The following is a 13,127-nucleotide window of genomic DNA, read 5'->3' as shown; positions in this document are numbered from 1 at the left end:
ATTCCCTTGGCGCCGGTCGAGCGGCGCGTGTTTATGTTCACGAACAGCGGTGCCGGATTGCATAGGTACCGCCGCGTCCCGCGATGAGCCCCGCGGCTGGCAAAAAGTATCAACTAGCGTTATGGTTTTATCCAGTTCCAATCGGGTATTCCTCTATACGGATTTGATATGGCCATTACACGAATGGGCTTGCGACACATCGAGGCTTTCCGGGCCGTCATGATGACCGGATCCATGACCGCCGCGGCACGCAGAGTGCATACCTCGCAGCCGCACGTTAGCCGCTTAATTGCGCAATTGGAAGCCATTACCCAGTTTCCCCTGTTCGATCGCAACGGCAGCCGCCTGACCCCGACCCAGGATGGTTCCCGCTTCTTCCAGGAGGTGGAAAAGACCTTCATCGGCCTGGCCGGACTGGAGTCCGCGGCCGCCAGCATCCGCTCGTTCAGCGCCAGCCGCTTGAGCGTGGCGGCCATGCCGCGCCTGGCCGGCGGCCTGCTGGCGCGCATCGTGGCCGCCTTCAAGACCGAATACCCCGACGTCATGGTCTCGATCCATTCCGGCAACGCCAGCGCCGTGCACAACTGGATCAGCTCGGGCTTCTGCGACACCGGCCTGGCCATGCTGTCGGGCGACAGCCCGGGTATCCAGGTAGAACCGGTACTGACCATGAACTGCGTGGCGGTGCTGCCCAAGGGGCACCGGCTGACCAAGCTGAAAAAACTCAAGCCGGCCGACTTCGCCGGCGAACCCTTCATTGCCTTCCCCAGCGCCACCCCGCTGCGGGAAAAGATCGACGCCGTCTTCAAGGCCGCCAAGGTCGAACGCCAGACCGTGGCCGAGGCCGGGCTGGGCTCGTCGGTCTGTGCGCTGGTCGGCGCCGGCCTGGGCGTGGCGCTGATCAACCCGCTGGCCGCGCGCGAGGAATACGAGGCCAACGGCGTCGAAGTGCGGCCCTTCAGTCCGGCGGTGCCGGTCACGGTGGCGCTGCTGTACCCGCCGTACCATACCCGCACCCGGCTGGTGAGCGTGTTCTCGCGCTATGCGCACCAGCTGATGCAGGAGGAAATGGCGGACCTGAAGGCGCGGCCGGCGCGGTAGGCGCAACGACCGCCCGCCAGCGAACACAACAGGGCCCCGTCAGCGGGGCCTTGTTGTGTTCGGGACGCGGCCATCTCAGGCCGTGGCTGCCGCCCCGGGACGGGGTGCGCGCAGGTCCAGCCACGCCACCAGCAGCAATCCTCCCGCCAGCCCCAGGTGCTCATAGAATGCATTGGCGGCCATGAAGCGTTCCTGGCCCGCCGGCATCTCCCAGTAGCGCAGCGCGATCGCCGTCGCCACCAGCGTGAAGCCCGCCAGCGCCAGCGCCCCCAGCCAGCGCAGCCGGCCGCTCAGGATCATGGCCGAGGCCAACAGCTCCAGCGCAATCACCAGCGCCGCGAACAGCGGCGCGGGCGCCAGCCCGAAATGCGCCATCTCGGCCAGCGCGCCGGGAAAATCGGTCAGCTTGACCAGGCCGCCTTGCAGATACGCGGCGCACAGGCCCAGATAGGCCAGGAACCGCACGGCGGCGGAACCGAACAACGGCCGGGCCAGGCCGGCCAGCCGCCGCTCCCATTGAAAGGTCGCGTTCATGGCCGGCCTCCTCAAACCGCCCAGCAGGAACAACCCAGGGCGCCGAAAAAGCCCTGCAAGTCTGAGCTGGGCGCGTTCGAGGTCCAGGCCTTGGCATGATCGTGGCCATGCAATCCGCAGCTGCTGGCGCAGCCGCAGGCCGCCATGTTGCGGTAGCCCAGCGAATTGCGGCCGGCGCCGTCGGGGTCGCCCCAGGCGGCATAGCCGCCGAACAGGCGCGTGGGCGACCAGTCCGGCATGGCGGGCGGCAGCGCGTTGTCGTCCAGCGGGCCGAATTCGCCCGCGCCATAGACCACGCGGCCGCCGACCACCGTCAGCTCGGACGTCAGAAACGAGATCTCGTCCTCGGCGCAGCGGAAGTAGTCCTTGCTCGGCACGATGAAGTCGGCCAGTTGGCCCGGTTGGATGCGGCCGCGCTTGCCTTCCTCGTTGGCGAACCAGGCCACGTTCTCGGTCCACATGCGCAGCGCGGTCTCGCGGTCCAGGCAGTTGCGCGCCGGATAGAGGCGGGTGCCGCCCACCGTCTTGCCCGTCACCATCCACGACAGCGACACCCACGGGTTGTAGGACGCGACCCGGGTGGCGTCGGTGCCGGCCGAAACCTTCACGCCGCGGTCCAGCATCTTGGCGATCGGCGGCGTGGCCTCGGCCGCGGCCGCGCCGTAGCGCTCGATAAAGTACTCGCCCTGGTAAGCCATGCGGTGCTGCACGGCGATGCCGCCGCCCAGCGCGGCGATGCGGTCGATCGACTTGTCCGAGATCGTCTCGGCATGGTCGAAGAACCAGTTCAGGCCGGCCAGCGGCGTGTCCTGGTTGACCTTCTCGAACACATCCAGCGCGCGTGAGATGGTCTCGTCATAGGTGGCATGCAGGCGCCACGGCCACTGGTTCTGCGCCAGCACGCGCACCACTTCCTCCAGCTCGCCTTCCATCTCCGGCGGCATATCCGGGCGTTCGACGCGGAAATCCTCGAAGTCGGCGGCCGAGAACACCAGCATCTCGCCGGCGCCGTTGTGGCGGAAGTAGTCGGTGCCCTGCTTGTACTTCACGCTCGACGTCCACTTCAGGAAGTCTTCCTTTTCCTGCTTGGGCTTCTGCGTGAACAGGTTGTAGGCCAGCCGCACCGTCATCTGGCCTTCGTCGGCCAGCTTCTGGATCACGGCGTAGTCATCGGGATAGTTCTGGAAACCGCCGCCCGCGTCGATCACGCCGGTCACGCCCAGGCGGTTCAGCTCGCGCATGAAGTGGCGCGTGGAATTGACCTGGTAGTCGAACGGCAGCTTGGGGCCCTTGGCCAAGGTCGCATACAGGATGGTCGCGTTCGGCTTGGCCAGCAGCAGGCCGGTGGGGTTGCCCTGCGCATCGCGGATGATTTCGCCGCCCGGCGGGTTGGGCGTGGTCTTGGTGTAGCCCACCGCGCGCAGCGCGGCGCCGTTGAGCAGGGCACGGTCGTACAGGTGCAACAGGAACACCGGCGTGTCGGGCGCGATGGCGTTGATCTCGTCGATGGTGGGCAGGCGCTTCTCGGCGAACTGGTGCTCGGTGAAGCCGCCCACCACGCGCACCCACTGCGGCGCGGGCGTGATGGCCACCTGGCGTTTGAGCATGGCCATGGCGTCGGCCAGCGAGCGCACGCCGTCCCAGCGCAGCTCCATGTTGTAGTTCAGGCCGCCGCGCACCACGTGGGTGTGGTTGTCGAACAGGCCGGGCAGGGCGCCGCGTTGTTTCAGGTCGACGCGCCGCGTGGCCGGGCCGGCCAGCGCCATGACTTCGGCATCGGTGCCGACGGCGACGAAGCGGCCGTCCTTGATCGCCACGGCGCTGGCCTGCGGCTTGGCGCGGTCCAGGGTGGTGATGCGGCCGTTGTGGAAAATGATGTCGGGGGTGGGGGTTGAAGCATTTGGCATGGGGATTCTCCTTTGGATCAGCTTTGATCTTTGTCCTGCGCCTGGCGGCCGGGCAATTGCCCGAACACGTGGCTCACCGCCCGCTCCTTGTCGCAGGCGGCGACGAAGGCGGTGCCGTTGAGCAGCTGCTTGCCCACCGGCACGATCTGCTCGCCGACCAGGATGCCGAGCAGGCCAATCAGCGCCACCAGCGGCGGCGCGGGCGAGCGCACCTGCAGCAGGCTGTACACCACGCCGACCAGCAGGCCGGCGCCAAGGGAAAGTAGATAGATCTTCATAGGCATTCTCTCTGGGATGATGGGGTCAAGCGTGGATATCGGCCAACAGCAGCTCGGCGTCGTCCAGCGCGGTGATGCGCACGTCGGTCTCGTCCAGGATCGCGGCGCCGTCGCCGCTGCCGATCTCCACGTCGTTGACGGTCAGCCGGCCTTTGGAAGAAACCAGGTAGCCTCGGCGGCGGCCGCGCGCGAATTGATAGGTGGCGGCTTCGCCCGCCTTGAGCGCCACGGTCAGCAGCCGCGCATCGCAGCGGATCGGCAAGGCATCGTCATCGCCTTCGATGCCGCTGGCGAGCGTGACGAAGCGGCCATTGCAGGCTTCCCGCGCAAACGATTTGCGGCCCCAGCTGGGCGGGATACCGCGGCGGTCCGGCTCGAACCAGATCTGGAACACGCGCGCCGGCCCGCCCTCCATGTTGAATTCGGCATGCGTCACGCCGCTGCCCGCACTCATGACCTGCACGTCGCCGGCGCGCGTGCGGCCGCGGTTGCCCAGGTCATCCTCATGCGTAAGGGCGCCTTCGCGCACGCAGGTGATGATCTCCATATCCATGTGCAGCAGCGGCGGGAAGCCCGCGCCCGGCGCGATGGTCTCGTCGTTCCAGGCCCGCAGCGCGCCCCAGCGCATGCGCCGGGGATCCTGGTAATGGGCGAACGAGAAATGATGCTTCACATCGAGCCAGCCGCGGCGGGCGTGGCCCAGGGTGGTGAGGGGACGGCGCTCGATCATGATGCGGCTCCAGGACGGGGACTCGAATGCGATGGCGATGCCATCAAGGCTTCAATGCCAGGAAGTGATGCACTTCGGGTTTGTCCGCGCCGGTATGGAAACGCAGCGCCTCGGCCTGCAGATCCGCGTCGGCATGCGAGACGCGGTGATGCTGGCGCAGGTGTTCGGCCCACGACTCCACGAAGAACCACTCCACCACGCGCTCCGGATCGCCGGTGTGCTCGACCACGCCCCAGGCATAGGCGCCGTCACGCAGACGCTCCTGCGACAGGCGCCGCATCGCGTCCAGGAACGCGGGACGGTCTTCCTGGCGAATGCGGTACTCGACCTGGATCAGCACCGGCCCGCGATCGTTCGCCACCGGTGCGGACACCAGCGGCTCCGGCCAGTGGTTCGACGCCTGCAGGTCGGCCTCGCCCACCGGCAGCCGCGCCCGGTGAAACAGCAACGCCACGATCACCAGGCCGGTGGCGCTGGCCACCAGCGCATACGGCACGCCGATTTCTCGCGCCACCAGGCCCCAGCCCAGGCTGCCGGCCGCCATCGCGCCGTTGAACACCATCAGGTACACCGCCAGGCCGCGGCCGCGCACCCAGTTCGGCAGGATCGCCTGGGCCACGCCGTTGAACGTCGTCAGCGCGGTGATCCAGCCCATGCCCAGCAGCACCAGCATCAGTACCGCCAGCCACTGGGGCGGCGCGAACACCAGCACGCCCATCACCCCCGCGCTGACCACCGAGGCCAGCAGCACCAGGCCATCGGCATCGAGCTTGGCGCCCAGCTTCGGCATGACCAGGGCGCCGATGATGGCCCCCGCCCCCACGGCGCCGAGCAGCACGCCGTAGAAGCCCGAAGACCCTCCCAGCATCTGCCGCGCCACCAGCGGCAGCAAAGCCCAGAGCGCGCTGGCGAACAGGAAGAACACGGCGGCGCGCAACAGCACGCGATGCAGCTCCTTGCTGGCCCGGGTATAGCGCAGGCCGGCCCGGAACGCGCCGAAGAAGTTCTCGGACAGGGCGCTGTCGGTCTTGGCCGGGCGCTTCCACCACAGCAGCGCTCCAATCACGAACACATAGCTCAATACGTCCATGCCGTAGGTCACCGCCGCGCCGAAGCTGGCCAGGATCAGGCCGCCGGCCGCCGGGCCGATGGCGCGCGCGATATTGATGCCCAGGGAATTGAGCGCGACCGCGCCCTTGAGGTCCTCTCGCGGCACCAGCTCCGGCACGATCGACTGCCAGGTCGGCCCCATCAGCGCCGCGCCAATGCCGCCGACAAAGGTCAGCGCGATCAGGTAATCGACCGTCAGCGCGCCGAAATGCGATAGCAGCAACAGCGTGCCGCTGACCGAGGCCAGCAACACCTGCACGAAGATCAGGAAGCGCCGGCGGTCGAGAATGTCCGACAGCACGCCGGCGGGAATCGCCAGCAGGAAGACGGGCAGCGTGGCCGCCGTCTGGATCAACGCCACCGCCGCCGGACTGGCCGACAGGTCGGTCACCAACCAGGAACTGGCGACGTCGCGCATGAAGCTGCCGACGTTGCCCAGCACCGCGGCCGCCCACAGCACGGCAAAGACGGATTGGCGCAGGGGGGCGAAACCGCCCCGCGAGGGCGTGGAATTGACTGGCATGGAAGCGCTCCGGGATCGCCAGGGCGGCTCGTCGCGCGCCCCCGCCGTGGATAACGAGGAGAATCGCCGCGGGCGCCGGATCGCCGGTCACCCGCGGCTTGCGGCTTACTTGGCCGGATTGGGGCCGATGCGTTCGCCATGCTGCACGCGCTCGGCCAGTTTGTGGACGTGGGTCACGGCGTAATCGATACCCATGCCATAGGCGCCCGAGTGTTCCTTGGCGATGCCGGTCACGGCATCATAGGTTTCCTTGCGGGCCCAGTCGCGCTGCCATTCCAGCATGACTTGCTGCCAGGTCACCGGCACCACGCCGGCCTGCACCATGCGGTCCATGGCGTACTTGTGCGCGTCGGCCGTCGTGCCACCCGAGGCGTCGGCCACCATGTAGATTTCGTAGTCGCCTTCCAGCATGGCGCACAGCGCGAACGTGGTGTTGCACACTTCGGTCCACAGGCCCGCCACCACGATCTTCTTGCGGCCGTTGGCGGCCAGCGCATCGCGCACATTCTGGTCGTCCCACGAGTTCATCGAGGTGCGTTCCAGGATCTTGTTCTCGGGGAACACGGCCAGCAACTCGGGAAAGGTGTTGCCTGAAAACCCATCGGTTTCCACGGTGGTGATGGTGGTCGGGATGTTGAAGGCGCGCGCGGCCTTGGCCAGGCCCACCACATTGTTCTTGAGCGTCTGGCGGTCGATCGACTGCACGCCGAACGCCATCTGCGGCTGCTGGTCGATGAAGATGATCTGGCTGTTTTGCGGGGTCAGGACTTCGAGGTATTTGTTGGCGGACATGATGGCTCTCTCTCAAGGAATCGGTCAGGAAAATGCGGCAAAGTGAATTCGGGGTCCTGCGCAAGCCGCTGCGGCCTGCTCCGTTGCCGTCGTGTCCGAACTGCCGCTTGCAGGGTTTCGTTCACGTCGTGTGTCGGTAGGGGCATATTAGGGAAGCACCCGCCGCCTGAGAATCCGCAACCGGGAATTCCATCCTTTCCATTTTTTGCATGATCCCCGTGACATGGCCGTTACCGGCCCACGCCGTCGGGGCATTCTTGTTCGCCACATAGTCAGCCGCTATCATCGACGCGACTTTCTTCGCGAGAACCACCATGAACAAACTGCCGGATCTGGAGGGCTGGGCGATCTTCGCCAAGGTCGCCGACACGGGCTCCTTCGCCAAGGCGGCGGCCGAACTGTCCCTGTCCCAGGCCACGGTCTCCAAGACCATCACGCGGCTGGAAACCAAGATGAAGACCATGCTGTTCCACCGCACCTCGCGCAGCATGTCCTTGACCGAATCCGGCTACGCGGCGCTGGAACGCGCCGCCCGCATCCTCGAAGAAGGCGAGGCGGTCGAGGCCGAGGTCACGGAAAAATCCACCAGCCTGCGCGGCAAGATCCGCCTGGCCGCGCCCATGTCGTTCGGCGTCACCCACCTGGCGCCGATGCTGCCGCCCTTCATGCAGGCCCATCCCGAGGTCGACCTGGAAGTCGAGTTCAACGACAAGCAATCCGACCTGGTGTCCGAACGCTTCGACCTGGCCCTGCGCATCTCCAACCTGGTGGACTCGACCCTGTTGGCGCGGCGCCTGTGCTCGGTGCGCATCCTGCTGGTGGGCGCGCCCAGCTACTTCAAGCGCGCCGGCCGGCCCAGGCACCCGCGCGACCTGGCGCAGCACACCGCGCTGCAATACATGTATGCGCGCAACGGGTCGAGCTGGCGCTTTCGCCACGACAAGCACGGCGAGTTCTCGCAATCGCTGCCGGTGCAGTTGAACGTCAACAATGCCGAGGCCTTGTCACCGGCGTTGCAAGCCGGCCTGGGCCTGGCGCTGCAGCCGGAGTTCCTGGCCTGGGAAGACCTGCAATCGGGCGCGCTGGAAACCGCGATGGACGACTGGCAGGTCGACCCGATCGCGCTGCACATCGTCACGCCGCCGGGACGCCGGCGGCCAGCGCGGGTGCAGGCGCTGATCGAATATCTGGCACAACGGTTGACGGCGGAGCCGTGGGCCAGCGACGTGCAGGGGTAGGCCACGCGCGGCGGCTCACGGGCCGATCGCACAGGAAATTAAAAAGGGGCTGCGCACAGGCAGCCCCTTTTTCATGTATTCCGGATCGCGCAGGACGCGCCGGCGATACGATCAGACGTCGATGTTCCCCGCCGACAGCGCATGCGTCTCGATGAAGTTGCGGCGCGGTTCGACATCGTCGCCCATCAGCGTGGTGAAGACCTCGTCGGCCGCGATGGCGTCCTCGATCTGCACGCGCAGCAGGCGGCGCACCTTCGGGTCCATGGTGGTTTCCCACAGCTGGTCCGGGTTCATTTCGCCCAGGCCCTTGTAGCGCTGCTTGGAGATGCCGCGCTCGGCTTCGCTGCGCAGCCACTGCATGGCTTCGCGGAAGTCGGACACGGGCTGTTCCTTGCGCTTGTCGCCTTCGCCGCGGGCCACCAGCGACTGCGGGCCGACCTTGCCGGAGAAGCTCTTGGCCGCCTTGGACAGGATGGCGTAGTCCGAACCACCGACGAAATCGGCGTCGATGATGCTGACGCGCACATTGCCATGGTGCATGCGTTGGATCGACAGGCGGTGGCGCTCGGTGGCGGCGTCGAACTCGGGTACGACCTCCACGCCATTGCCACTGACCGGGTCGCGCATGGCGTCGGCCAGGCGCTTGGCCGAATCGGCGGCGGCCTCGGCCGTCTCCAGGTTGATCTCCACGCCCTCGGCCATGGCCGACAGCGCGGCCACGTCGAACACGCGCGACAGGCGCGCAATGACGCCGTCGGCAGCCACGTATTGGTGCGCCAGCTCGCCCAGCTCATCACCGCGGATGATCTTGCCGCCGGCAATGATCTCGGCGTCTTTCAGGGCCTGCTGCAGCATGAACTGCGCTTCTTCCTGGTCATCCTTCAGGTAGCGCTCTTCGCGGCCGACCTTGACCTTGTACAGCGGCGGCTGCGCGATGTAGACATAGCCGCGCTGCACCAGTTCGGGCATCTGGCGGTACAGCAGCGTCAGCAGCAGCGTGCGGATGTGCGCGCCGTCCACGTCCGCGTCGGTCATGATGATCAGGCGGTGGTAGCGCAGCTTGTCGACGTTGAAGTCGGGGCCGATGCTGGTGCCCAGCGCGGTGATCAGCGTGGCGATCTGTTCGCTGGCGATCAGGCGGTCAAAGCGTGCCTTCTCGACGTTCAGCACCTTGCCGCGCAGCGGCAGGATGGCCTGGAACTTGCGGTCGCGGCCTTGCTTGGCCGAGCCGCCCGCGGAGTCACCCTCGACGATGTACAGCTCGCACAGCGCCGGGTCTTTTTCCTGGCAGTCGGCCAGCTTGCCGGGCAGGCCGGCGCCTTCCAGCACGCTCTTGCGGCGCGTCATTTCGCGCGCCTTGCGAGCGGCTTCGCGCGCGCGGGCGGCCTCGACGATCTTGTTGCACAAGGCCTTGGCGTCGTTCGGGTGCTCCAGCAGCCAGGTCTCCAGCGTACGGGCCACCGCTTCCTCGACCGCCGGACGCACTTCGCTGGACACCAGCTTGTCCTTGGTCTGGCTGCTGAACTTGGGCTCGGGCACCTTCACGGACAACACGCAGGCCAGGCCTTCGCGCATGTCGTCGCCCGAGGTCTCGACCTTGGCCTTCTTGGCCAGTTCATTGTCAGTGATGTATTTGTTGATGATGCGGGTCATCGCCGCGCGCAGGCCGGTCAGGTGCGAGCCGCCGTCGCGCTGCGGGATGTTGTTGGTGAAGCACAGCACGCTTTCGCTGTAGCTGTCGTTCCACTGCATCGCCACTTCCACGCCCACCGGCACGCCGCCCGCCGACGATTCGGTGCTGACCGAGAACACGTTCGGATGCAGCACCGTCTTGGCGCGATTGATGTATTCGACGAACCCCTTCACGCCGCCGGAGAAGGCGAAGTTCTCTTCCTTGCCCTGGCGCTGGTCGATCAGACGGATCTTGACGCCGTTGTTCAGGAACGAGAGCTCGCGCAGGCGCTTGGAGAGGATCTCGTAGTGGTACTCGATGTTGTTGAAGATGATCGGGTCGGCCAGGAAGCGCACTTCGGTGCCGCGCTTGTCGGTCGTGCCGGTCACGGCCAGGGGCGCGACGCGCTCGCCCTGGCGGAATTCCATCTGGTGCACTTCGCCGTTGCGGCGGATGGTCAGACGCAGCCACTCGGACAGCGCGTTCACGCACGACACGCCCACGCCGTGCAGGCCACCGGACACCTTGTACGAGTTCTGGTCGAACTTGCCGCCGGCGTGCAGTTCGGTCATGACGATTTCCGCCGCGCTGCGGTGGAATTCATCGTCCTTGTGGATATCCGTGGGAATGCCGCGGCCGTTGTCGGTCACCGAGATCGAGTTGTCGGTGTGGATCGTGACGACGATGTCGTCGCAATAACCTGCCAGCGCTTCGTCAATGGCGTTGTCGACGACTTCGAACACCATGTGGTGCAAGCCGGTACCGTCGGACGTGTCGCCGATGTACATGCCGGGGCGCTTGCGCACGGCCTCCAGCCCCTTGAGCATCTTGATCGAGTCCGCGCCGTAGCCGCTGTTCTCGGGAGTGGTGTTCTGCTGATCTGACATGTCTGTATCGATAACGCTTTAAAGAACGGCCTGGCGGCCGGACCGCCGGCGGGCCATCGGGCCCGCGGGCGGCACAAACCCACATTGACGCGGACTCAGATCCGCATGGGCATGACGACGTACTTGAACTGGTCGTCTTCGGGCAGGGTGATGAGCGCCGACGCATTGGCATCGGGCATGACCGACCACTGGATGTTGTCCACCTTGACGTTGGCCAGCACGTCGAGCAGGTAGCCGACGTTGAAGCCCACGTCCAGCGGTTCGTGGCCGTAATCGATGTCGATTTCTTCCTGCGCCTCTTCCTGCTCGGCGTTGGAGGACGAGATCTTCATCTGGTTCTGCGCCAGTTGCAGGCGCACGCCCTTGAACTTGTCGGTGGTCAGGATGGCGGCGCGCTGCAGGCTGCCCTGCAGGGCCTCGCGGCCCACCAGGAAGTGGCGCGTGTAGTTGGTCGGGATGACGCGGGTGAAGTCGGGGAACTTGCCTTCGACCAGCTTGGACACCAGCTCGACATCGCCGAAGCGGAAACGGATCTGGCCCGGCGCCACGTCGATCGAGACGGGCTCATCGGAGTCTTCCAGCAGGCGCTGCATTTCCAGCACGGTCTTGCGCGGCACGATGACTTCGTGGCGTTCGCTGATGCCGTCGGCTTCGGTGGAGCAATGCGCCAGGCGGTGGCCGTCGGTGGCGACCGCGCGCACGCGGCCCGGTTCGAACACCAGCAGCATGCCGTTCAGGTAGTAGCGGATGTCCTGCTGCGCCATGGCGAAGTGCACCATGTTGAACAGGTGGCGCAGCGTGCGTTGCGGCATGGTCAGCGACACATCCCACTGCTCGGGCTGGGCCACGGTGGGGAATTCGCTGGCGGCCAGCGTCTGCAACGCGAAGCGGCTCTTGGCCGACTGCACCGACAGCTTGTTGCTGGCCAGCGCCAGGCGCACGTCGCCGGTGTCCGGCAGGGCCTTCAGGATGTCCAGCAACTTGCGCGCCGCGACCGTGGTGGACTCGTTGTCGTGACCCACGCCAAAGTCGGCATGCGTGGTGATCTGCACTTCCAGGTCGGTCGCAATGAAGGCAACCTTGTTGCCTTCCTTGCGCATCAGGATGTTCGCCAGGATGGGCAGGGTATGGCGTCTTTCGACGATGCCCGCCACGGTCGACAGCGGTTTCAGCAATGCATCGCGTGTGGTTTGTACGAGTTGCATGGTCATCCTTTTAGAGTTTGTTCCAACACGTGCAGGGTATGGTTGAGCTCCGCTTGCTTGGCGCGGGCGTCGGAAATCTTGCGTACGGCATGCAATACGGTGGTGTGGTCACGGCCACCGAACAGATCGCCGATTTCCGGCAGGCTTTTCTGGGTCAGCTCCTTGGCCAGGTACATGGCGACCTGGCGCGGCAAGGCGATATTGGCCGGCCGGCGTTTCGAATACATGTCGGCGACCTTGATCTTGTAGAAATCCGCCACCGTCTTCTGGATGTTCTCGACGGTGATCTGGCCGTTGGACACGGACAGCAGATCCTTCAGGGCTTCCTTGCAGACGTCCACGGTCAGCACGTCGCGGCCGTGGAAACGGGCATACGCCAGCACCTTGCGCAACGCGCCTTCGAGTTCACGCACGTTGCTGCGCAGGTGCTTGGCGATGAAGAACGCCACTTCCTCGGGCATCGGCACGCCCTCGGACTCGGCCTTGCGCAGCAGGATCGCCACGCGCATCTCGAGTTCGGGCGGCTCGATCGCGACCGTCAGGCCGGAATCGAAGCGCGAGATCAGGCGGCTGTCGATGCCCGACAGTTCCTTCGGATAGGTGTCGCTGGTGATGATGATCTGCTTGCGCTGCGCCACCATCGCTTCGAACGCATAGAAGAATTCTTCCTGCGTGCGGTTCTTGCCGGAGAAGAACTGGATATCGTCGATCAGCAGCAGGTCGAGCGAATGGTAGTAGCGCTTGAAGTCATCGAACGCCTTGCGCTGGTAGGCCTTGACCACGTCGGACACGTATTGGTCGGCGTGCACGTAGCGCACGCGCACCCCGGTGCCCGCGGCCACCATGGCGTTGCCGATGGCGTGGATCAGGTGGGTCTTGCCCAGACCCACGCCACCGTACAGGAACAGCGGGTTGTACGAGGTGCCCGGGTTCTCGGCCACCTGCAGCGCGGCGGCGCGCGCCAGCTGGTTGGCCTTGCCCGTCACGAAGTTCTCGAACGTCAGGTCGGTGTTCAGGCGCGAGCGCTCGTACACGATGTTGGCGGCGTCCGCGTTCACGGCCGCGGCCGCCGCGGTGGTCGCGACGGGAGCGGGCGCGGCGGGCTGCGCCGGCATGCCTGGCGGTGGCGCGCCGCCCATGGGCGCGGCGG

The 13,127-nt window shown here is 66.1% G+C and carries 11 protein-coding genes; 2 read left to right on the top strand and 9 right to left on the bottom strand.

Annotated features, from left to right (window positions below):
- The first annotated feature begins 168 nt into the window (after positions 1-168).
- A complete protein-coding gene (locus HV701_RS23695) occupies positions 169-1,101 on the top strand; it encodes a LysR substrate-binding domain-containing protein (protein ID WP_025140419.1) in 933 nt (310 codons plus the stop codon).
- A gap of 75 nt (positions 1,102-1,176) precedes the next feature.
- Here the strand turns inward: HV701_RS23695 and HV701_RS23690 are convergent, their stop codons facing one another.
- The 6 genes from HV701_RS23690 to HV701_RS23665 form a co-directional block, all read right to left on the bottom strand.
- On the bottom strand, positions 1,177-1,635 hold the full coding sequence (locus tag HV701_RS23690) for a DoxX family protein (protein WP_175135450.1): 459 nt from the start codon (positions 1,633-1,635) through the stop codon (positions 1,177-1,179).
- A gap of 11 nt (positions 1,636-1,646) precedes the next feature.
- Positions 1,647-3,542 carry an amidohydrolase gene (locus tag HV701_RS23685; RefSeq protein ID WP_175135449.1) on the bottom strand — a complete coding sequence of 632 codons (1,896 nt, stop codon included), beginning with the start codon at positions 3,540-3,542 and terminating at the stop codon, positions 1,647-1,649.
- A 17-nt stretch (positions 3,543-3,559) separates the two neighbouring features.
- Entirely contained in the window at positions 3,560-3,820 is a 261-nt protein-coding gene (locus tag HV701_RS23680; RefSeq protein ID WP_175135448.1) for a XapX domain-containing protein, read from the bottom strand.
- A 25-nt stretch (positions 3,821-3,845) separates the two neighbouring features.
- A complete protein-coding gene (locus HV701_RS23675) occupies positions 3,846-4,550 on the bottom strand; it encodes a pirin family protein (protein ID WP_175135447.1) in 705 nt (234 codons plus the stop codon).
- Between the two features lie 43 nt (positions 4,551-4,593).
- Positions 4,594-6,183: an MFS transporter gene (locus HV701_RS23670; RefSeq protein WP_175135446.1), complete on the bottom strand. Its 1,590-nt coding sequence runs from the start codon at positions 6,181-6,183 to the stop codon at positions 4,594-4,596.
- Between the two features lie 105 nt (positions 6,184-6,288).
- Positions 6,289-6,975, bottom strand: coding sequence for a hydrolase (locus HV701_RS23665; protein WP_175135445.1), 687 nt, complete (start codon positions 6,973-6,975; stop codon positions 6,289-6,291).
- A gap of 314 nt (positions 6,976-7,289) precedes the next feature.
- On the opposite strand from HV701_RS23665, the gene HV701_RS23660 reads away from it, so the two are divergent.
- A complete protein-coding gene (locus HV701_RS23660; RefSeq protein WP_175135444.1) occupies positions 7,290-8,213 on the top strand; it encodes a LysR family transcriptional regulator in 924 nt (307 codons plus the stop codon).
- A 111-nt stretch (positions 8,214-8,324) separates the two neighbouring features.
- Here the strand turns inward: HV701_RS23660 and gyrB are convergent, their stop codons facing one another.
- From gyrB to dnaA, 3 genes are all read right to left on the bottom strand, one after another.
- Entirely contained in the window at positions 8,325-10,772 is a 2,448-nt protein-coding gene (gene gyrB, locus HV701_RS23655) for a DNA topoisomerase (ATP-hydrolyzing) subunit B (RefSeq protein WP_175135443.1), read from the bottom strand.
- A 95-nt stretch (positions 10,773-10,867) separates the two neighbouring features.
- Positions 10,868-11,977 (bottom strand): DNA polymerase III subunit beta, encoded by a 1,110-nt coding sequence (gene dnaN, locus HV701_RS23650; protein WP_175135442.1) that lies wholly within the window; start codon positions 11,975-11,977, stop codon positions 10,868-10,870.
- A 2-nt stretch (positions 11,978-11,979) separates the two neighbouring features.
- On the bottom strand, positions 11,980-13,127 hold a 1,148-nt coding region (gene dnaA, locus HV701_RS23645; protein ID WP_175135441.1), incomplete at its 5' end, for a chromosomal replication initiator protein DnaA.

Source organism: Achromobacter pulmonis (assembly GCF_902859765.1).
Classification (GTDB): domain Bacteria; phylum Pseudomonadota; class Gammaproteobacteria; order Burkholderiales; family Burkholderiaceae_B; genus Achromobacter; species Achromobacter pulmonis.
The sequence above is the reverse complement of the archived record's forward strand: the minus strand, read 5'-3'. Positions and strand labels throughout refer to the sequence as shown.

What these genes read in the sequence shown, in the direction of transcription:
- HV701_RS23695 (WP_025140419.1), top strand. Translation starts at nt 169, where the DNA reads ATGGCCATTACACGAATGGGCTTGCGACACATCGAGGCTTTCCGGGCC.
- HV701_RS23690 (WP_175135450.1), bottom strand. Translation starts at nt 1,635, where the DNA reads ATGAACGCGACCTTTCAATGGGAGCGGCGGCTGGCCGGCCTGGCCCGG.
- HV701_RS23685 (WP_175135449.1), bottom strand. Translation starts at nt 3,542, where the DNA reads ATGCCAAATGCTTCAACCCCCACCCCCGACATCATTTTCCACAACGGC.
- HV701_RS23680 (WP_175135448.1), bottom strand. Translation starts at nt 3,820, where the DNA reads ATGAAGATCTATCTACTTTCCCTTGGCGCCGGCCTGCTGGTCGGCGTG.
- HV701_RS23675 (WP_175135447.1), bottom strand. Translation starts at nt 4,550, where the DNA reads ATGATCGAGCGCCGTCCCCTCACCACCCTGGGCCACGCCCGCCGCGGC.
- HV701_RS23670 (WP_175135446.1), bottom strand. Translation starts at nt 6,183, where the DNA reads ATGCCAGTCAATTCCACGCCCTCGCGGGGCGGTTTCGCCCCCCTGCGC.
- HV701_RS23665 (WP_175135445.1), bottom strand. Translation starts at nt 6,975, where the DNA reads ATGTCCGCCAACAAATACCTCGAAGTCCTGACCCCGCAAAACAGCCAG.
- HV701_RS23660 (WP_175135444.1), top strand. Translation starts at nt 7,290, where the DNA reads ATGAACAAACTGCCGGATCTGGAGGGCTGGGCGATCTTCGCCAAGGTC.
- gyrB (WP_175135443.1), bottom strand. Translation starts at nt 10,772, where the DNA reads ATGTCAGATCAGCAGAACACCACTCCCGAGAACAGCGGCTACGGCGCG.
- dnaN (WP_175135442.1), bottom strand. Translation starts at nt 11,977, where the DNA reads ATGCAACTCGTACAAACCACACGCGATGCATTGCTGAAACCGCTGTCG.